The following is a 20,056-nucleotide window of genomic DNA, read 5'->3' as shown; positions in this document are numbered from 1 at the left end:
TTCCGTTTCCGGTTCCGTTCGATGCGGATGCAACTGATGCGGCGTACCGGGCGTACTTGACTCGGCTAACGCGGCGATCCGACCAGGCCCGCCTGCATCGCGATGTGCCACAGCCCGCGCTCGGTCGCGTGACGCACGAGATGCGCTCGCATGCAGCCGAACTGTTCGAGCGCGAGCCGATAGCGCTCGCAAAGCGAATCGGAGCCGATCAATTGCGGCGCGCACTGCGCGAGCGTCACGTCGCGGCGCGCGAGCGCCACTTCGAGTCCGGCGAGTTCATGGCCGATCACGACGCCCGAGAGATAGTCGGGCTGCTCGTCGGCGGCCAGTTGCCCCGTGAGTCCGAGCGTGCGCGCGCTGAACGCCGTCGCAAGCAACCCCTCGCAACCGTGCTCGCGCGCCACGGTCACGCCGCGCAGGAACGCGTGCGTATCCGGCTCGGCGGGCCGCTTCATCGTGCGGCCGAGGATCGTATGCGCCGTGAGCGCCGCGTAGATCTCGCCCGTCATGAACGTATAGAAGCGCGCGATACGGCCGCCCTCCACCACCACCCATTTCGCGTGCGTGCCGGGCAAGCCGATCAGCGCGGACTGCGTGTCGTGCCGGGTACCGCGCAGTGTCCCGTGCTGTGTCCCATGCAATGCGCCGTGCAGTGCACCGAACACCTGCGTTTCCTCGCCGCGCATGACATTCGGCAGCGCACCAGGCTCAAGCACGCCGGGCACGACGCAAAGCGACGCACCCTGCGCCGTTTTCACGCGGACGATGCCCGCCACCAGCGCATCCACGCTCGCCGGCGTCTCGACGTAAGGCGCCTGCACCCAGCCCTGCGCGCTGCCCACCATGCCCGCCGCGATCACGGGCAGCGTGGGCGCGTGTTCGAGCCAGACGCCGCACGCTTCGTCGAACGCGGCGTCGAAGCCGCCTTCTTCCGCAGGCACCGGCAAATTCATCACTCCGGCAGTCGAGACGCGCGTCGCGAGCACGTCACCCGATGCGTCGAGCAGATACGCGCGCAGCGAGGTCGTGCCCCAGTCGAGCGCGAGCAGTGCGGCGCGCCGAGCAGCTTCCGCGATCTCCGCTTCCTGCGCGCCTTGCTTGCCGGGTTGGTCCTTCTGGTGAGCCTTCATCGGCGGATCCTGCGCGCAGCCGGTTGCGGCGCGCGCCAGCCGAGTTCCTGCGAAATCGCGCGCGCCGTGCGTTGCACGACCGAAATCAGTTCCTCCATGCGCTCGTGCGGCATGTATGGAATCGTGCTCGCCACGGAGAGCGCGGCGACAATCGCACCCGATGCGTCGCGCACCGGCGCCGCCACGCAGCGGATCGAAATTTCGTTTTCCTCCAGATCGAACGTGTAGCCGCCCGCCGCATAGTTCGCCATGCGTTTCATGAACGTGTCGGCGTCGAGGTTGTGATCGGGACGAAAGCTCACGCCCGCGAGCGCGCGGCGCGACGCGTCGAAGAGTTCACGCCAGGACGGCGGCGAGAGATCGAGCATCATCGCCTTGCCGATGCCCGTCGACGCGAGCGGCATGCGATGGCCGACGCGCGAGCGCATTTCCAGTCCGCGCTGGCCGGGAATTTTGTCGATGTAGAGCACGTCGTCGCCGTCGCGCACGCCGAGGTGGATCGTGTCGAGCGTTTCATCGGCGAGGGCCGCGAGGTGCACGCGCGCAACCGTCGTGAGCGGCATCTGTTCGAGCGCGATGGTGCCGAGTTCGATCAGCTTCGGGCCCAGCAGGTAGCCGCCGTGCACCTGGCGCAGGTAGCGCGCCTGCACGAGGCTGGAGACGAGACGGTGCGTCGTGCTGCGCGTCGTGCCGAGCACCGCGCCAAACGAGCGCAGATCGCGCACGCCGGCCGCTGCGGCTTCGAGAATCGCGAGGCCGCGCAGGAGCGTTTGCGTGCCGGCCTGCTGCGTCGGGTCGTCGAGCAGCGTGCCGGGCAGCGCGATTTCGTCGGCGCCCGCGCGTGGTTTTGCGGCGGCGGGTTGGGCGGACGAAGTTTCGGGGGCTGCGGGCGGTGCGGCGTTCGCGGGCAGGCTCGCGTCGAGTGTCGAGGACATCGCTTTGGTCATGGCGTTGGCGATGAATCAGCGAAGTGAAGGGAGCGGATCGGGAGAAGCGCGGTCAGTCCGCGCGGCGGCGCGTAAAAGCGCCCATGGACGGCCCGATTGACACAGCGTGCGTGGCTGGCTGGAACATGGCATGTCTCCGAATCTTGTGCGGCAAGTCGCGCCCTGTGTGTGTATGGCGAGCGGCTTGCCGGTTTTCATCCCGGCTGCGTCGGACTGCGCGCGATCTCCACACAGCCCCCGGCGGGTTGGTCTGGATTGTAGGACGGTTTTTTCGCGATCTCCAATATGTGAATGTGGTGCTCATATATTGGGAAAAACAGGCGCGCCGTGGGGAAGCCGCCCGCAAAAAAGCGGCCATTGAATCAAGGGCCGCTTTAGCGGGTTTTCGAAGGATGCAGGGCGGTCGGCAACCCGGCACGGTCCTTCCGCACTTTGCGCTGGCCACGTCGGGTAGCAGCGTCTAACCGACATCTGTTAGGGCGCGCCTCGCTTGTCCTTTTCGCCGGACATGAACGGTTTCCTGTTTGTGTCATCGGAAAGAACCGTTTCATGTGCTAGCGTCGGTGTTCGGAGCCAGAAGGACGTACGTTTTAGCCGATCACCAAAGGACGCTCATGGAATTCAGCAATGGCGCTGTACTTGAAGCTCTCCGACTTGCTTTGTATCGACAAATACCGTGGCACAAGCGGCCGGCAATATTCACATCGCTTCGCTCGCAAGGTCTGATCCAGACCATCGACCAGAAACCTCCCCCCAGTACGAAGTATCTTCCGCCCCACCAGATTGCCATCCTGACCGATAAAGGACAGAAGGAAATCCAGCGCATCGAGGCATCGAAGCATGTTTCCGGATGGCTGGACGACGACTACTTCGCAACGTTCCTTGCAGAGGTTGCATTTGCGTGAGTGGCGTAGCTGGCGTCGATGAACGAAGCGCCGGTATCCAGAAACGACCTTCAGGCGTTGATCCAGGCTCGCGCCTGATCCAGTTCGTTGACGTGGAACGCCTTGATTTCAGCCTTTGTAAAGAACCGCGCCAGATGCATCGAGGCGTGAATCCATCTCGCGTCGGCCACCACGGCAGCACGCGAGACCTTGCGGGCGACGGAAACGCCGAGCGTCAAATCGGTCCACAGCGCCTTCGGCTCGATACCGCTGAAATGCTCAATGCGTTCGAGGACACGGGTCTTTCCGTTCACTTCAATATCGCCGCGCATGCGCTCGATGGCTTCGCGCAGTTCGTGGTCAGTGATCTTGCCTTCGACGGATATTTCGACGACCGACGAATCGGGAGAGGTGTGGTACAGGATCATGGCAGGCCCCTTGGTCAAGGAGACGTTTCACGCTCAGGCACGGAAGAACCTGGCGTTAGATGGCTTCCTCATGCTACCCCTTTCCACGCGCCCGGTTAGCTTGCGAGCACGGTAATACGACCCGCACGACCCGCGCCACGGCAAGCGAAACGACATGCGCAGCACGCCGCTACGATCCTTTTCCGTCTCACGGCCGTATTTCTGCGCGGCATGTGAACCGAGGTGCTATGCTGCCCACCTTGAACAACGACGGTGGCTAAGCCTGCATGGCGAGGCGTTAGCACAAACCACTCGTTAGCACCGGCAAAGTGGAGCGCTTTTCGCCTTCCCATCGTTCGTGGACGAAAAAATCTCCCCGAAACAAGGCTGGATTCAAGCTCGCATCCCAATGTTGAAAATGCCCCCGTGGCGAACGACGCCGCGGCCAGCATGCCGGTCCCTGCCTGTATTAACACCGCCACAGCACCGTGGCGACCGTATCCCAGTACCGATGTTACGTTTAAGCGAAATCAAACTCCCTCTCGATCATGCTGAAAGCGATCTCGACGCCGCGATTCGCGCGCGCCTCGCGGACCTCGGCATGGCGAAAGACGATCTCCTGCATTACACCGTGTTCCGCCGTGCGCACGACGCACGCAAGCGCTCGGACATCAAGCTGACCTATATCGTCGATATCGAAGTCAAGGACGAAGCGGCCGCGCTCAAGCAAATTGCAGGCAAGCCGCATTGCGGCGTGACGCCCGACATGACCTACCGCTTCGTCACGAAGGCCGACGAGCACACCACCGCCCTGCGCCCGGTCGTGATCGGCATGGGGCCGTGCGGCGTGTTTGCAGGACTGATCCTCGCGCAGATGGGCTTTCGTCCCATCATCCTCGAACGCGGCAAAGCCGTGCGCGAGCGCACCAAGGACACCTTTGGCCTGTGGCGCAAATCCGTGCTCAACCCTGAATCCAATGTTCAGTTCGGCGAAGGCGGCGCTGGAACGTTTTCCGACGGCAAGCTGTACAGCCAGATCAAGGATCCCCACCACTATGGCCGCAAGGTGCTGGAGGAATTCGTCAAGGCAGGCGCGCCGGAAGACATTCTTTATCTGAGCCGTCCGCACATCGGCACCTTCCGCCTCGTCAGCATGGTGGAAAAAATGCGCACGACCATCGAGCAGCTCGGCGGCGAAGTGCGCTTCGAAACCCGGGTCGACGACATCGAAATCGATCAGGGCAAGGTGCGCGCGCTCAAGCTCTCGAACGGGGAAACACTGCGGTGCGACCACGTGGTGCTGGCCGTGGGCCACAGCGCGCGCGACACCTTCCAGATGCTGCACGATCGCGGTGTTTTTATCGAAGCCAAGCCGTTTTCGCTGGGCTTTCGCATCGAACATCCGCAGGGGCTCATCGATCGCGCCCGCTTCGGCAAGTTTGCGGGCCACAAGCAGCTCGGCGCAGCCGACTACAAGGTGGTCCACCACTGCAGTAATGGACGGGCCGTCTACAGCTTTTGCATGTGCCCCGGCGGCACGGTGGTCGCGGCGACCTCCGAGCCGGGCCGCGTGGTCACCAATGGCATGAGCCAGTATTCGCGCGCCGAGCGCAACGCGAATGCGGGCATCGTCGTCGGCATCACGCCCGAAGACTACCCCGGCGGTCCGCTCGCCGGGATCGCGTTCCAGCGCAAATGGGAAGAGCGCGCCTTCGAACTCGGCGGCGGCGACTACAGCGCGCCCGGACAACTGGTCGGGGATTTCATCGCTGGCAGGCCGTCGACGTCGCTCGGCAAGGTGGTGCCGTCGTACAAGCCGGGCGTGCGCCCGACCGATCTCAGCACCGCGCTTCCAGACTATGTGATCGAAGCCATCCGCGAAGCACTGCCCCAGATCGACAGGAAGATCGCAGGCTTCGCAATGCACGATGCCGTGCTCACCGGCGTGGAAACGCGCACGTCGTCACCGATCCGGGTTCGACGTAATGACGAGTACCAAAGCGTGAACGTCGAAGGTCTGTATCCGGCCGGCGAAGGCGCGGGATATGCGGGCGGTATCTATTCGGCCGCCATCGACGGCATTGAAGTCGCGCAAGCGTTGGCACTCGATCTGACGTCGGCGCACGCAGGCTGACGCGCCACATTCCCCGGTCATATGCACTGCGCCAAACAAAAGCGGCCCTCGAATCAAGGGCCGCTTTTGCGTTTTTCGGTGAGGGCGCAACAAGCCGCGCCCGCGCGCCTACTTCCCGGCTGGCGCTTTATAGGCGACGCAGTCGATCTCGACCTTGCAGTCGACCACCATGCTCGACTGCACACATGCGCGTGCGGGCGGATGCTCGCCGAAGTACTCGCGAAAGACCTTGTTGAACGACTGGAAGTCGCGCGCATCGTCGAGCCACACGCCGCAGCGCACGACGTGTTCGGCGCCGTAGCCTGCTTCCTTCAGGATCGCGAACAGATTCTGGATCGCCTTGTGCGACTGCTCGACAATCCCGCCGTTGATGATTTCGCCGCCTTCCATCGGCGTCTGTCCCGACACGTACAGCCAGCCATCGGCTTCCACGGCGCGCGCGAACGGCAAATGCTGTCCGCCCTGTCCTTTGCCGCCTTCCGCTCCAATTCGCTTCATCGTTTGCTCCTTGCAGATCGTCCGGCGCGCGCGACGCCGTCATGGCTCACCCGCGCCGAGGGTCAAAATTCGTGGGTCGAGATTCGTGGTTCAAAACATCGTCGCCGACGCAGCTTGCGCCTCTACCTCACGCGCGCCGCGCGCGACGAACCGGCCCGCGCGCTCGCCGGTCGGCTGGCCATCGCGGTATGAAAGCACGCCGTTCACCCACACCGCGTCGATGCCGTCCGCCACCTGCTGCGGCGCGTCGAACGTCGCCGTATCGCGCACCGTCACCGGATCGAACAGCACGAGGTCGGCATGCCAGCCGACGCGCACCTCGCCGCGCTGCGTCAGTCCGAAGCGCCGCGCGGACAGGCTCGTCATCTTGCGCACCGCCTCTTCGAGCGGGATCAGCGCGGCGTCGCGCACGTAGTGGCCGAGCACGCGCGGAAACGCGCCCCATAGCCGCGGATGCGGCAAGGGATCGTTCGGCAGGCCGTCCGAGCCCACCATCGTCGCCGGATGCGCGAGGATGCGGCGCACATCGTCCTCGGACATGTTGTGGTACACCGCGCCCGCCGGTTGCAGGCGCCTGGCCGCTTCCAGTTGCGTCACGCCCCACCCGGCCGCGATGTCCTTGATGAGCTTGCCCGCCTGTTCGGGATGCGGCGTGGACCAGGTAATCGTGATGTCGATATCGCCGCTCACCTGCTTGAGATCGAGCGTCGACGAACTGCGGCTGTACGGGTAGCAGTCGCAGCCGACCGGCTGGTACTGGCGCGCGCCTTCGAGCGACGCGAGCACTTGCGCGCTGCGCCCCCAGTTCGACGGCCCGGCGCACTTCAGGTGCGAGATGACGACCGGCACGCGCGCGTGGCGGCCGATGCGATACGCCTCGTCCATTGCGTCGAGAATCGCATCGAACTCGGTGCGCATGTGCGTCGTGTAGAGCGCGCCCGCAGCGGCGAGCGGCTCGGCGAGCGTGGCGACTTCCTCGGTCGACGCCTCGTAGGCCGAGCCGTAGGCGAGTCCGGTCGACAGCCCGAGCGCGCCGTGCGCAAGCGCGTCTTCGAGCTGCGCGCGCATCGCGGCGATTTCGGCGGGCAAGGCCGCGCGCATGAGGTCGTCCATGTGGTTGTTGCGCAGCGCGGTGTGGCCGATCAGGGCGCCGACGTTGACGGCGGGCCTGGCGGCGCTCACGGCGTCGACATACGCTGAAAAAGTCGGATAGCAAAACGCATCGCGCTCGCCGAGCAGATTCATCGGATCGGGCGGATCGCCCTTGAGCGTGACGGGCGAAGCGCTGATTCCGCAGTTGCCGACGATCACGGTCGTCACGCCCTGGCTGATTTTGGGGAGCATCTGCGGCGAGCGGATCACGTGCGTGTCGTCGTGGGTGTGCACGTCGATGAAGCCGGGCGCGAGGGCGCGTCCGTTGGCCTCGATCACGTCTTCGGCGAGCCAGTTCGTGAGGTTGCCGATGGCGGCGATGCGGCCGTTGCGCAGCGCCACGTCGCGTTCGAGCGGCGGCGCGCCGGTGCCGTCGTAGAGTTGCGCGCCGACGATCAGCGTGTCGGCGGCTTCAGGATGCGAATGCATGTGGTTCTCCTGACTCTTATCCTGTTGACCGCGGCGGGCATGTCGATCCAGAGTGGGTGCTTTAGCGCTTACTCTGGTTTCATGGGAAGGGACATCGGCGAGCCAGGTGGGCGCACGCGGTTAGTTAATAACAATTCTGGCAGGCATGGCACGTCGCGTACTATCTCACAGTCGACACAAAACCTCAGTCAGCAGCGCAATGGAGCAAGGGTAAATGAAAGTTACAAACTATCTCAGTTCGACGATTGACCCGGGCAGCAAGGGCCTCGGCAACGTGCCGGGCGCAAGCGTGCCGCTCGCGGACGCCGCCCGGCTCGACTGGAACCTGCTGAACGAAGACGTGAGCCTGCCCGCCGCCGTCCTCTATTCGGACCGCGTCGAACACAACCTCAAGTGGATGCAGGATTTCGTCACGCGCTACGGCGTGAATCTCGCGCCGCACGGCAAGACGACGATGGCGCCGCAGCTCTTTCGCCGCCAGATCGAAACCGGCGCGTGGGGCATCACGCTCGCGACGGCGCATCAGACGCGCATGGCGTATCGCGGCGGCATCTCGCGCGTGCTGATGGCCAATCAGCTGGTCGGGCGTCACAACATGGCGATGATCGCCGAACTGCTCACCGATCAGGATTTCGAGTTCTTCTGCCTCGTCGATTCGGTGCAGGGCGTCGAGCAACTCGGCGAATTCTTCAGCGCGGCGGGCCGCAGGCTGCAGGTGCTGCTCGAACTCGGCGTGCCGGGCGGGCGCACCGGCGTGCGCGACGCGCAAACGCGCGACGCCGTGGTCGAAGCGATCAAGCGCTATCGCGGCACGCTCAGGCTCGTGGGCGTCGAAATCTACGAGGGCATCCTGAAGGAAGAAAGCGACGTGCGCGCGTTCCTGCGCGACGCGGCGAACATCACGCAGGAACTGGCCGCCGCGGGCCGCTTTGCGCGCATGCCCGCGCTGCTCTCCGGCGCGGGATCGGCCTGGTACGACGTGGTCGCCGAGGAATTCGCGCCGCTCTCGAAGGCCGGCGTGGTCGACGTCGTGCTGCGTCCGGGCTGTTACGTGACGCATGACGTCGGCGTGTACAAAGCGGCGCAATCGCAGATCCTCACGCGCAATCCGATCGCGCGCGAGATGGGCGTCGCGCTGCTGCCCGCGCTGCAACTCTGGGCCTACGTGCAGTCGATTCCCGAGCCGGGCCGCGCGATCATCGGTTTCGGCAAGCGCGATGCGGCGTTCGACGCGGGCTTTCCGGAACCGTCGCGTCACTATCGCCCGTCGCGCGACCGGGCAACGGGCGCAGCGCCGCGCGAGATCGACGCGAGCGAAGGCTGGAAAGTGTTTCAGATGATGGATCAGCACGCCTACATGCAGATCCCCGCCGATGCCGATATCGCGGTCGGCGACATGATCGCGTTCGACATCTCGCACCCTTGCCTCACGTTCGACAAGTGGCGTCAGGTGCTGATGGTCGATCCGTCGTATCGCGTGACGGAAGTGATCGAGACGTTCTTCTGATTTTTTTCAGGTGGCGCGCGTGGCGCGCGTGGCGCACGCGCCGCCCGCCGCCTCGCAGATGCGCGCCTCCATCATGCCGAGCGCACTGGAAAGCGCGGCGAGCGCATCGTCCGGAATCGACATCGTCAGGTTCAGGAATGCGTTGCGGCGCGGCAGGGCCGCTTCCGTCGCGGCGCGCCCCGCTTCGGTGAGCTTCACGTTCGTGATGCGGTTGTCGCGCTCGTCGGCGCTGCGCGCGATCCAGCCAAGCGACTCCAGCAGCTTCAACTGCCGCGTGAGCGCGCCCGGATCGACGCGCAGATGCTCGACCAGACGCTTCTGCGACGACTCGCCATCGCGCTGGTAAAGCGCAAGCATGATCCGCCAGCGCGGCAGCGGCTGGCCCACCTGCGACTCGAACGCCGCCATGAACGCGCGATAGGTCCGTCCGAACTGGTGGACGATGGCGATGCGGTCCTGTGTATCCATCTCGTATCTTTGGCCTCTGCGGTTTGGCGGCGCGCCGGAAACGGCCGCCTCAATCCGCGTGAATGACGGGCTCGATTTTGCGATTCAGGCTGATATGCGGCACCCGCCGGGTTTGCCAGATCGAGACGAGCGCAATCACGGCCGCCACGGCAATACCCATGTGAATCGCCCCGACGAGCGCTTCGCGCGCCGATTCGAGCAGCAGCGCGCCATTGTGCCCGGCGTGCGCCAACTCGCCTAGCAGGGTGGACTGTGCGTCGCGGTTGATGAGAATCTGCGGATCGGCGAGCTGGGGCAGCCAGTGCGTGGCGTGATCGGCGTCGAGCGCGCTGCGCACGCCGCTCTTGTAGAGGTGCGTGACCATCGTGCCGGTCAGCGCCGTGCCGATCATGCCGCCGATCATCCGCAGCGACTGCAACAGCGCCGTCGCGATGCCGAGGTGCTCGCGGCCCGCCGTCTGCTGCGCGAACACGGTGAGATTCGGCATGACGAAACCGAGGCCGAGGCCGCCGAGGATCATCAGCGCCATCAGGTGCGGGCGCGGCGTGGTGCGCGTCGCGACGACCACGGCCAGGCACGCGGCCGCCAGCATCGTGAAGCCGATGTACAGCATGATGTTCGGATTGCGGACGCGCGAGACGATGCGGCCATTGGCAATGCTGCCGATGGTGATGAACACGACGAGCGGTGTGATGACGACGCCCGCCTCCTTCGGCGACATGCCGAAGCCGCCCTGGAACAGCAGCGGCGCATAGAAGAGCAGCGAGAACATCGAGAAGCCGCCGAGCACCGCAAGCGTGAAGAGCGCGTTGAGGCTCGGGTTGCGGAACATGTCGACGGGAAGAATCGCCTGCGGCGCGCGGCGCTCCCATTGCCACAGCGCCCACGCGGCGGCGGCGGCCACCACGAGCAGCGCCGCCGTGGACAGGCTCACGCCATGCCGCGGCAACAGCTCGACGAAAAGCTGCGTGCTGCCGAGCGCGAGCGCGATGAGCAGCGCGCCCGGCCAGTCGAGCCGCATGCGCGCCTTATGCGCGACTTGCCGCAGATGCGGCAGATAGCGCCAGACGAAAATCAGCGAAATCAACCCAACGGGCAGGTTCACGTAGAACACCGAGCGCCAGCCGTAGTACTGGGTGAGAAAACCGCCCAGCGACGGCCCGACCGCGTTGGCGATGCCGAACGCCGAACTTATGAGCACCTGCCAGCGCAGGCGGACCATCGAATCGGGGAAGAGATCGGGAATGCAGGCGAATGCGGTGCCGACCAGCATGCCGCCGCCGATGCCCTGCAAGCCGCGCGCGATCACGAGGAACAACATGCTGTTGGCCGCGCCGCACAGCGCCGAGGCGCCCGTGAAGACGACAATCGACGCAATCACGAACGGCTTGCGTCCGTAGTAATCGCCGAGCCGCCCGAAAATGGGGACGGTGATGACCGAGGTGAGCAGATATGAGGTCGCGACCCACGCGTACAGCTCGAAGCCGCGCAGTTCCGAGACGATGGTGGGCAGCGCGGTTCCGACGACGGTCTGGTCGAGTGCGACCAGCATCGTCACGAAAGACACGCCGAGCATCGCCAGCAGCGACTCCCGGAATGGCAAAACCTGCCCGCTTGAGTGGTGGGCGCCACGGTGAACTGCCATTTTTGATTCAGCAATGATTGATGCGGCAAAGAATGTGCATCGTATCACGATGCGATCCTTTACACTCGGCGCTCATGCGCGGCGGGCGCGTCGCCTGCTTCCACCGCCGCGAGCCCTCATCCGCGGGAAATATATGGGGACACCGTCCAACATGTCCGACACGCCCGATATCCCGCAGATCGCCGGAACCTTGTCCGAGGCCGATCTGCTGGCGCTGCGCCGTGCGAAGCACGAACTCGAAAGTCCGCCGCTCGGCATGAAACTGGCCGCGCTCGTCGGCGCGCCGATCGAGAAGATGATCGCGAAGCTGCCCGCGCTGGCAAGCAACAAGGTGAGCGAAGCGACTCAGGCCGCGCTGCGCCGCTGCCTGCAAATCGCGCTCAAGACGCTCGGCAAGGCGGGCGGCGGCAACGGCATGCCCGGCGACGCCACGGGCACAGTCGTACCGGCCACGAAGCCGAGCAATCTGCTGCACAAGTTCGCGGTGGCGACCACCGGCGCGGCGGGCGGCGCATTTGGCCTCTTCGCGCTGCCGGTCGAACTGCCGGTCACGACCACGCTGATGTTCCGCTCGATCTGCGACATCGCGCGCAGCGAAGGCGAAAATCTCACCCATCCCGATGCCCAGCTGCAATGCCTGACCGTGTTCGGCATGGGCGGGCGCTCGGCTGTCGACGACGAAGCCGACTTCGGCTACTTCATCGTGCGCGGGGCGCTCGCGCAGGCGGTGTCGAGCGCATCGGCGGAAATGGCGACGAAGGGCTTTGCGGCGCATGGATCGACGGCGCTGCTCAGGCTCATGCAGAACATTGCCGCGCGCTTTTCCGTGCAGGTCAGCGAGCAGGTCGCCGCAAAGTCGATTCCGGCCATCGGCGCGGTGCTCGGCGCGATGGTGAACACGGTGTTCATCGATCACTTCCAGCACGTCGCGCACGGCCATTTCACTGTGCGGCGGCTCGAGCGCCGTTATGGCGGCGACGCCGTCAAAGCCGCCTACGACGCAATCGACGTCTCGCTCGACTGAGGTCCGGGCAGATCCGCCGCGCCGGTGACGCGCTGCACGAAGCGCGCCGCGTCGTCGAGCGCGCGCCGCGCTTCCGGCATGAACGGTGCGTAGATCGGCCAGATGTGCGGCAGGCCGCGCGCGATCTCGCATTCGACATGCACGCCTGCCGCGCGGGCGCGCTCGGCGACGCGGCGCGTATCGTCGAGCAGCACCTCCGTGCTGCCCGCCAGCATGAAAAGCGGCGGCAGGCCGTGCAGGCTCGCATGCAGCGGCGACACATACGGATCGGTCGCGCTCGCCCCGCCGAGGTAGAGCGGCGCCACGCGCGCGAACACCTCCCCCGTAAACATCGGATCGCGCCCGTCGTTCTCGCGAAGCGACGCGCCGGTACACGCCAGATCGGTCCACGCCGAGAACAAAACCGCGCCCGCGGGCAACCGGTCGCCGGCATCGCGCAGCGCAACGAGCGTCGCGAGTGCAAGACCGCCGCCCGCCGAATCGCCCGCGATCACGATCGACCCGGCACGCCGGCCCGCGGCGAGCATGTGGCGATACGCGGCGAGCGCATCGTCGAGGGCTGCGGGGAACGGATGTTCGGGCGCGAGGCGGTAGTCGAGCGAGAACACGTCGGCCCTGGCGCGCGGCGCAAGACCGAACGTGATCGTGCGATGCGACTTCGGCGAGCAGAAGTAGTAGCCGCCGCCGTGGAGGTAGAGCACGGTGCGCGTCGCGCCTGCTTCGCGCAGCAGCCACTCGCCGCGAAGCGGCACATCGGCGGCGTCGTATTGTTCGCGCAGCCCGAAGCCTCCTGGCGGACTCGGCGTCCAGACGCGTTTTGCCGTGTGCGCACGCACGCGCGCGACGTCGATCGGCTCGCGCGTCGCGGGCAGGAAGCGGTTCCGCAGATACCAGCGGACCAGCGCGTTTTGCCAGCTCATCGGCTCAGGCTCCGGCTCAGGCTCCGGCGAGCAGCGCCGCGCACGGAACGAAGGCGTGCACGCTCAATTGGACGGCAACACCTGGCCGCGAATTTCTCCGGGCGGATTCGCCGCCGTATGAACGTTGAAGTACCACTGACCCGCCATGAGATCGGCGGCCTGCTTGTCGTTGAGCGTCGCAGAGCCTTTCATCGGGCTCGCCAGTTCCGATTTTGCAATCCCTATCTGCACGTCCGCGTTCTGGCCGACGGGCGCCGGGCCGTGGAAGTGCGCCGACGTGACCGGGCTCGACAGGTCTGCGTACGTCACGGTCCATTTGAGCGACTTCGACGACGTGTCGAAGGTGGCATCGACCGTGCCATGGCCGCGGCTCACGCGCGGCGGGATTTCGCTGGACGGCTGGAGATTGGCTTTGAGCGCGACGGTATCGGCAAATGCGGCGCTCGATGCGAGGACGCACAGGGCGAGAGCGAACTGCAAGGGACGAAGCGCAAACATGAAAGTTCTCCATTGTTGTGGTGCGCCGCACCGAACGTCCTGGGCGGCGCATTCACATGCTAGAGCAAATTATGAGACAACGCCCGCGCGGGCCCCGGCGAAGCACCGCGGCGCGCGGCTCCTGGCATCGAAGTGAACTCGACGCTGCTCATCGATCGCAAGATGCGCGCCTGTTGCTCGCTGAATTGAAACTCGACTTGGACTCGCCCTGGACGCTTATACACACGAGCGTGCCGCCCGAATGTGCCGCCCGAATGTGCCGCCCGAATGTGCCGCCCGAGTGTGCCGCCCGAGTGTGCCGCCCGAGTGTGCCGCCCGAGTGTGCCGCCCGAATGTGCCACCCGAATGTGCCGCCCGAGTGTACGACCCACTACGCGCTGAATGATCGGCTGCGCAGCCAACCATTTCGGAAAACAGACTGAATCTGCACAGTCGATTCACAACACTTCGTGAAACAGTAATTTGAGCGATTTTGTCTCGATCTCGTCCGTGACTGCCTTTACTCTACGTACTGCGAGAAGCGACTCTTCCCCTAAGGGTCTCCAACCTTGTACGCGGCTTCGGCCGCGTTCTTTTTTTGCCCCGGTCCAGCCGGATTTCGCTCGATTCCCGTGCGAATGCCGCCTGCTGCGCGATGCAATCGCTCGTCGCACGACAAAGGCGGCGCGATGCAGCGCCGGTCGCTCAATGTTGCGCGCCGACCAGTTCCGAGAATCGCTGCAAATCGACGTTGCCGCCCGACACGACGATCCCCACGCGCTTGCCGCGCACATCCACCTTGCGTTCGAGCACCGCCGCCGCCGCGAGACAACCGGTCGGCTCGACGACGATTTTCATGCGGCTTGCGAAGAACTTCATCGTCTCGACAAGTTCGGCATCGCTCACGGTGACGATCTCGCTCACGCGCTCGCGAATCACGGCGAACGTGTACTGACCGAGATGCTGCGTCTGCGCGCCATCGGCGATGGTCTTCGGCGTGTCGATATGAACGATCGAGCCTGACTGCAGGCTGCGCTTGCCGTCGTCGCCCGCTTGCGGCTCCACGCCGATCACCGCGCATGCGGGCGCGAGCGCGTGCGCCGCCGTCGCGCAACCCGAGAGCAGGCCGCCGCCGCCGAGCGGCACGAACAACATGTCGAGCGCGCCGGTTTCCTCGAAGAGTTCTTTCGCCGCCGTGCCCTGCCCGGCCATCACGTGCGGATGATCGTACGGCGGAATCAGCGTGAGGCCGCGCTCGGCGGCGAGGCGCTTGCCGAGCGCTTCGCGATCCTCGGTAAAGCGGTCGTAGAAGATGACTTCGCCGCCATAGCCGCGCGTCGCCGCGACCTTGATGGCGGGCGCATCGTTCGGCATCACGATTACCGCTTTCACGCCGAGCAGTTGCGCCGAAAGCGCAATGGCCTGAGCGTGGTTTCCCGACGAGAACGTGATGACGCCGCCCGCCTTCTGCTCGGGCGTGAACTGGGCGATTGCGTTATACGCGCCGCGAAACTTGAATGCGCCGATGCGCTGAAAACTCTCGCATTTGAAGAAGAGTTCCGCGCCCGCGCGTTCGTTGGCAGTGCGAGACGTGAGCACGGGCGTGCGATGCGCGACGCCGCCGATGCGCGCGTGCGCGGCGACGACGTCTTCGAAGGAAATCGGCAGGGTGCTCATGATCGGTCTTCCGGAGGCAGGTAGGTATAGACGGTGGAGCGCGCGACGCCGAGCGTGCGCGCCACTTCGGAAAGCGCGTGGCGCAGGTTCAGCGCGCCGCTTTCGGCCAGTTCGCGCACGGCTTCGCGGCGCTGCGCGAGCGTGAGGCCGATGGGCGTGGTGTTGCGCGCGGCGGCGTAGCGTTCGAGGCTCGCGCGGACATCGTCGAGCCGGCGCGGCGCAAGCGTTTCGGCGACCGGCGCGCCAACCGGATCGGTCTGCATCAGCCGGCCGAGGCTCGCGGTCACGGCGCCCAGCAGCGAAACGTCCATGTTCAGACAGATGGCGGCGACGTACTCGCCCGCGCCGTTTCTCAGGCCAATCGACGTGCTCTTCGCCGGGCGTCCATCGGGAAAGCGGTTCGGATAGTTCTGCACGACCTCCGGAAAACCGGGGTCCGTGATGCGCGCAAGGCCGAGTTCGGTGGTAGCGTCGCCGACCTGGCGGCCCGAGAGATTGTTGGCGATGGCGACGACGGAGTGTCCGGGCTGCGTCAGATCGTGCAGCACCACTTCGACGAGCGGCGCGAGCGTCTCGCCGAGCGCTTCGACAATCTTGTGCGCCTCGCGCAGCAGGAGCTGGGTTTCACGGTCAGGTTTGCTCATGGATGACATTTTGACGATTTTCGACAAATTGTCAAACACAGCCTGTTTTTTACGCGCTCACGGCCCCATCAGGCTGTTCACTGGCAGCGCCAGCGTGCCCTTGTCGACGAAGCGCACGCCGCCGATGCCGCCCGCCAGTCGTCCGTGGATCACGTAGGGAACGCCGCCCGCCTGCACGCCGCCCGCGAAGGCGAACGCCTGGCGCACCGCCGCAAAGGCCGGAATGGTCAAGGGCACCTCGATCACCGTTTCGCCGAATCGCGGCACGACGCCGCTCTGATCGCTGACACCGCTGGCAAAGGATTGATCGTTCAGATCGAGGTTCAGCGACACGCCGCTGTAGGCGACCGGCGCGTCGTTGGGATTCTGGACGCGCAACTTGACGTTAAAGCGCATCTCCAGCCCTGTGCCCGCGAGCGGTTCGATGCCCGCCACGCTGACCCGCAGCGGCTCCTGGCCCGTCAGCCCCGCACAGCCGCTGAACCATATGAAGAGGCAAAGGATCGTGCAGAAGAGGCGAACTGAACTGCGAATCGGGCTGCAAACCGGGCTGCGAACCGGGCGCACCGCATCGAGGGCAGACATGGCGTCGTCCGAAGAGGATTGGGGGCGGCGATCAGTGTAGCGTGTTTGCCCAGTCGCGCTTCGCATGGCGGCGGCGCGTCTGTCTGCGGCGCCTGGCCATCGGGTAGGATCGCGGGGGATGGCGATGCAGGCTCCGGTTCCACGTTGGGCGTGTCAAGCATCCCGACAGTCCGCCTGGCGCAAGGCGACCACAGGGCAACCTGCATGGCTCAACGTCATGGAAATGTCACGACCGATACGCAAAGATATGGCCCCGACTGGCATCTGACAGGCCAACGCCTTCAGACGCGATCACGCGATACCGCGCCCCGCGCGCGCCCGTTCAATCCTTTTCCTCACCTTTGGACCTGCGATGAAAGACCGCGAACCACCCGCCTCGCCTGCCGTGAATGAAGAAGCCGACGCTGCACAGGCACCTGAGCGCCCGAGCCGCCGCCACTTTCTCGGCGGGGTTGCCGCGGTGGCCGTGGGAGGCGGACTGGGCGCCTGTGCCATGCCGCCGTCGCACGCGGCATCCGTAACGGGAGCCGCAGCGGGACCGCAATACGATCGTGCGCTGCGCTCGAAGGTCAAAACCGTCGTCGTGATCTACGCGGAAAATCGCAGCTTCAACAATCTGTTCGGCGACTTCCCCGGCGTCGAGCGCCCGCTCTCGGGCGTCAAGCCGGAACACTACGTGCAGCGCGACCGCGACGGCTCGGCCGTCCTGCCGCAACTGCCGACCGTGCCGGGCGGCTGGCTGCTGAAAGACCAGACCGTGGACGGCGTCTCCTACAAGGCCGGCGTTCAGTTCCAGACCAATCTGCCGAACGCGCCGTTCGCGCTGAAAGGCCCGGCTGGCGAGCCTCTGCCGCTGTCGCTCGTGACCCACGATCTGTGGCACGTGTTCTATCAGAACCAGATGCAGATCAACGGCGGCAAGAACGACATGTTCGTCGCGTGGGCCGATTCGGCGGGCTTCACGATGGGCCACTATGCGAATGCCAGCTACGACCTGCGGTTGTGGGATCTCGCCAGCCAATACGTGCTGTGCGACAACTTCTTTCAGGGTGCGTTCGGCGGCTCGTTCCTGAACCATCACTATCTGATCGCTGCCACGCCGCCCGTCTATCCCGATCCGGCGCACAGCATCGCGAAGTTCCAGATTGCAGAGACCGTCAGCGGACGCCCCGACGATCCGAACCTGAAACCGCTCGCCGTCTCGCCGAAGAGCGCAATGGATGGCATTCCGAAGTTCGGCCCGAGTGCGCTGACGCCGCCGGAAACGCTCGCGGACGGCCGCACGCTCAGCTATGCGGTCAACACGATGATGCCGCCGTTCGCGCCCACGCCCTACAAGGTCGGCGCGAACGGCATGGTCGATTTCACGCAGGACCGCAACGCGATGGCGGTGCCGCCGCAAACGCACGAAAACATCGGCGACAAGCTCAACAAGCGCGGCATCGGTTGGGCGTGGTACGCAGGCGCGTTCCAGCAGACCATCGACCTGCACGGCAAGAACACGAACGACGGCACGCCGCTGATTCCGAACTTCCAGTATCACCATCAGCCGTTCAACTACTACGCGAATCTCGGACCCGGCACGGCGGCGCGCGCAAAACATCTGCGCGACGGCGGGCTGGGCGACGACGAGTCGACCAACCGTTTCCTCGCCGATGCCCGCGCCGGCCGCCTTCCGGCTGTCACGTTCTACAAGCCGCAGGGCAACCTGAACATGCACGCGGGCTATGCGGACGTCGCATCGGGCGACCGCCATATCGTGCACGCGGTGAAAGCGCTCCAGGCGAGCCCGCAATGGGAAAACATGGTCGTGGTGATCACGGTCGACGAGAACGGCGGATGGTGGGATCACGTCGCCCCGCCGAAGGGCGACCGCTGGGGACCGGGCACGCGCGTACCGGCGCTCGTGGTTTCGCCGTTCGCGAAGAAGGGCTATGTCGATCACACCGTGTACGACACGGCGTCGATCCTGCGTCTGATTACGCGTGTGTTCGACCTCGAAACGCTCGACGGCCTTCGCACGCGCGACGCCGCGATGCAGGAACGCGGGCAGGCGGGCATGGGCGATTTGAGCAACGCGCTCGATCTGTCGTCGTGATTGGACGCGCCTGGCACCGGGCGCGGCTCAGAAAAAAAACCCAAAGGTCGGATCACCGTCCGACTTTCGGGGTGCAGTTCCTGGGCGATAAATGCAGCCACGACATCAGCTTGGCCCGGCTTTCCGAGCACAACAGCCACCTGTCCGTATCGGTCCAGTGGTCGGACAGGATAGGTATCGCCGACAGATCACGCGCCCCTGTCTTTATCTCGCAGGTATCGAATACTTTATTTACGCGTTCGAGCAAATCGGCAAACTTGCGCTTGCCAACGCCGCCGATGAGCATGAAGTCGTGAATCTCAACGATAACGTGTGCGTTTCGTAAGTTATAAAGGCACTCGTCCGTCAGAACATCGAATTCTGCTGATTCGATATCCACCAAAACGACGGACTTCGAAAAATCGACTCCGGCAGCCAAAAGGCCTTGTGCAAAATCTGGCGTGGCCTCGCCGTAGATATGAACTTTTTCGGAAACCCCGTTAGCGGCAGCGATTTCCCGAAGATTTTCGCGGCTCTCATTCGAAATCTCAAAACAACGAGACTCCGCGTACTTTCCCACCGCAACCATGCCGACAGCGTAGAACCCGTCCGCACCGCCGAGATCGACCAGCGTGTTGCGCGATTCGCTGAGTTGATCGAGGAGGCTGCAGACTTCCTGTTCATACAAACCGAGTAGCTTTGCGCTGTTGTCGGAAGCGCGCCATGTCGCCCGGTTGCCAATATTGAAACCCGCCAGGGGACCGTGCTGAACGATTCCTCTGGTGACGTCCATCAGGCGATTCATCAGGAAAAACCGCCGAAGCTCCGCGCCATCACGCGTCATTTTGTCCAGCACGGCAAGTGCTTCTTCGTGATTCAACATGTCAGGTCGTCCAGTCAGTGGTTTTGACCAGGTCGCGGTACGGATGATTATTAAAACAACTAAGAATCATGCATACCAAACCGATTTATCAATAATTAACATCTGCAAAATTATTTTGCATATCTCGACTAGCGCATTTAAGCGAGCAGCCGTGTCGGGTATTTCAGGATGCTGCTTCAGTCAACGTGCCGTCCGATGGACTATAGGGCGCGGATAGCTGACAGAATGCATGCGCATCAGCATCGACCCCTAATAAATACGTTCAATTCGGCCACAACAAAGGCCGTCGTACCCCGTTTTAGCACTCCCAACGAAATCAGGCGAACTCGACTTGCGTCAGGGCTGCAGACGCGGCAGCACAGGCATGGGCCGCCATGCCTCCTCCGATTTCGATCGCCCGCCAGCTAACAAACCTCACCTTACGATTAACTTTCCTTCACATTACGAGAAGAGAATACCTGCTATCATCCAGTCCGAGTTGACAGAGGCCGGTCTAATGGCACCACTCCACGGCGCCTCTGAGATATTCAAATTAAGTAATGCGAACTTTCTCGAATTGGTTTTCCGG

General features: G+C 64.4%; 18 protein-coding genes. 5 read left to right on the top strand and 13 right to left on the bottom strand.

Translation table 11 applies throughout. From position 1 onward, the window contains the following. Positions 1 to 65: 65 nt before the first annotated feature. The gene (locus EPN59_RS18865; protein WP_293042455.1) at positions 66 to 1,130 is read right to left on the bottom strand and encodes a 2-dehydro-3-deoxygalactonokinase; all 1,065 of its coding nucleotides are present in this window, start codon (positions 1,128 to 1,130) and stop codon (positions 66 to 68) included. Further along, on the bottom strand, positions 1,127 to 2,077 hold the full coding sequence (locus EPN59_RS18860) for an IclR family transcriptional regulator (protein WP_293046588.1): 951 nt from the start codon (positions 2,075 to 2,077) through the stop codon (positions 1,127 to 1,129). Before EPN59_RS18860 ends, EPN59_RS18865 begins: the two co-directional genes overlap by 4 nt. 614 nt (positions 2,078 to 2,691) lie before the next feature. On the opposite strand from EPN59_RS18860, the gene EPN59_RS18855 reads away from it, so the two are divergent. After that, positions 2,692 to 2,982, top strand: coding sequence for a hypothetical protein (locus EPN59_RS18855; protein WP_293035537.1), 291 nt, complete (start codon positions 2,692 to 2,694; stop codon positions 2,980 to 2,982). A gap of 50 nt (positions 2,983 to 3,032) precedes the next feature. Here EPN59_RS18855 and EPN59_RS18850 read toward each other — a convergent pair whose 3' ends face one another. Further along, the gene (locus EPN59_RS18850) at positions 3,033 to 3,389 is read right to left on the bottom strand and encodes an STAS/SEC14 domain-containing protein (RefSeq protein ID WP_293035538.1); all 357 of its coding nucleotides are present in this window, start codon (positions 3,387 to 3,389) and stop codon (positions 3,033 to 3,035) included. Positions 3,390 to 3,879: 490 nt separating this feature from the next. On the opposite strand from EPN59_RS18850, the gene EPN59_RS18845 reads away from it, so the two are divergent. Next, a complete protein-coding gene (locus EPN59_RS18845) occupies positions 3,880 to 5,502 on the top strand; it encodes an NAD(P)/FAD-dependent oxidoreductase (RefSeq protein WP_293035539.1) in 1,623 nt (540 codons plus the stop codon). 108 nt (positions 5,503 to 5,610) lie between these two features. Here the strand turns inward: EPN59_RS18845 and EPN59_RS18840 are convergent, their stop codons facing one another. Together EPN59_RS18840 and EPN59_RS18835 are read right to left on the bottom strand one after the other, a co-directional pair. Beyond that, positions 5,611 to 6,000, bottom strand: coding sequence for a RidA family protein (locus EPN59_RS18840; RefSeq protein ID WP_293035540.1), 390 nt, complete (start codon positions 5,998 to 6,000; stop codon positions 5,611 to 5,613). A 90-nt stretch (positions 6,001 to 6,090) separates the two neighbouring features. Beyond that, positions 6,091 to 7,581 carry a D-aminoacylase gene (locus EPN59_RS18835; protein ID WP_293035541.1) on the bottom strand — a complete coding sequence of 497 codons (1,491 nt, stop codon included), beginning with the start codon at positions 7,579 to 7,581 and terminating at the stop codon, positions 6,091 to 6,093. Positions 7,582 to 7,795: 214 nt separating this feature from the next. On the opposite strand from EPN59_RS18835, the gene EPN59_RS18830 reads away from it, so the two are divergent. Further along, complete coding sequence (locus EPN59_RS18830) at positions 7,796 to 9,088, top strand: amino acid deaminase (RefSeq protein ID WP_293035542.1); 1,293 nt, start codon at positions 7,796 to 7,798, stop codon at positions 9,086 to 9,088. A gap of 6 nt (positions 9,089 to 9,094) precedes the next feature. Here EPN59_RS18830 and EPN59_RS18825 read toward each other — a convergent pair whose 3' ends face one another. Together EPN59_RS18825 and EPN59_RS18820 are read right to left on the bottom strand one after the other, a co-directional pair. Then, the gene (locus EPN59_RS18825; protein ID WP_293035543.1) at positions 9,095 to 9,556 is read right to left on the bottom strand and encodes a MarR family transcriptional regulator; all 462 of its coding nucleotides are present in this window, start codon (positions 9,554 to 9,556) and stop codon (positions 9,095 to 9,097) included. Between the two features lie 49 nt (positions 9,557 to 9,605). After that, positions 9,606 to 11,201, bottom strand: a complete 1,596-nt coding sequence (locus EPN59_RS18820; protein ID WP_293035544.1) for an MFS transporter — start codon at positions 11,199 to 11,201, stop codon at positions 9,606 to 9,608. Positions 11,202 to 11,352: 151 nt separating this feature from the next. Here EPN59_RS18820 and EPN59_RS18815 point away from each other — a divergent pair, with 151 nt between their 5' ends. Continuing rightward, positions 11,353 to 12,225, top strand: coding sequence for an EcsC family protein (locus EPN59_RS18815; RefSeq protein WP_293035547.1), 873 nt, complete (start codon positions 11,353 to 11,355; stop codon positions 12,223 to 12,225). Here the strand turns inward: EPN59_RS18815 and EPN59_RS18810 are convergent. The 5 genes from EPN59_RS18810 to EPN59_RS18790 form a co-directional block, all read right to left on the bottom strand. Further along, positions 12,195 to 13,145 (bottom strand): alpha/beta hydrolase, encoded by a 951-nt coding sequence (locus tag EPN59_RS18810; protein WP_293035545.1) that lies wholly within the window; start codon positions 13,143 to 13,145, stop codon positions 12,195 to 12,197. The two genes, EPN59_RS18815 and EPN59_RS18810, sit on opposite strands and share 31 nt — an antisense overlap. Before the next feature lie 63 nt (positions 13,146 to 13,208). After that, positions 13,209 to 13,643, bottom strand: coding sequence for a CHRD domain-containing protein (locus EPN59_RS18805; RefSeq protein WP_293035546.1), 435 nt, complete (start codon positions 13,641 to 13,643; stop codon positions 13,209 to 13,211). A gap of 684 nt (positions 13,644 to 14,327) precedes the next feature. After that, complete coding sequence (locus EPN59_RS18800; protein WP_293038074.1) at positions 14,328 to 15,299, bottom strand: threo-3-hydroxy-L-aspartate ammonia-lyase; 972 nt, start codon at positions 15,297 to 15,299, stop codon at positions 14,328 to 14,330. Next, on the bottom strand, positions 15,296 to 15,943 hold the full coding sequence (locus tag EPN59_RS18795; protein WP_293038072.1) for a PAS domain-containing protein: 648 nt from the start codon (positions 15,941 to 15,943) through the stop codon (positions 15,296 to 15,298). Before EPN59_RS18795 ends, EPN59_RS18800 begins: the two co-directional genes overlap by 4 nt. A gap of 57 nt (positions 15,944 to 16,000) precedes the next feature. Continuing rightward, positions 16,001 to 16,528, bottom strand: a complete 528-nt coding sequence (locus tag EPN59_RS18790; protein ID WP_293038070.1) for an LEA type 2 family protein — start codon at positions 16,526 to 16,528, stop codon at positions 16,001 to 16,003. Between the two features lie 352 nt (positions 16,529 to 16,880). Here EPN59_RS18790 and acpA point away from each other — a divergent pair, with 352 nt between their 5' ends. Next, complete coding sequence (gene acpA, locus EPN59_RS18785) at positions 16,881 to 18,626, top strand: acid phosphatase (protein WP_293038069.1); 1,746 nt, start codon at positions 16,881 to 16,883, stop codon at positions 18,624 to 18,626. Between the two features lie 52 nt (positions 18,627 to 18,678). Here the strand turns inward: acpA and EPN59_RS18780 are convergent, their stop codons facing one another. Beyond that, positions 18,679 to 19,488, bottom strand: coding sequence for a hypothetical protein (locus EPN59_RS18780; protein ID WP_293038068.1), 810 nt, complete (start codon positions 19,486 to 19,488; stop codon positions 18,679 to 18,681). Positions 19,489 to 20,056 lie beyond the last annotated feature (568 nt).

The sequence above is a fragment of the Paraburkholderia sp. genome, assembly GCF_004298475.1.
Classification (GTDB): domain Bacteria; phylum Pseudomonadota; class Gammaproteobacteria; order Burkholderiales; family Burkholderiaceae; genus Paraburkholderia; species Paraburkholderia denitrificans.
This window is presented reverse-complemented; position numbering and strand designations above follow the sequence as displayed.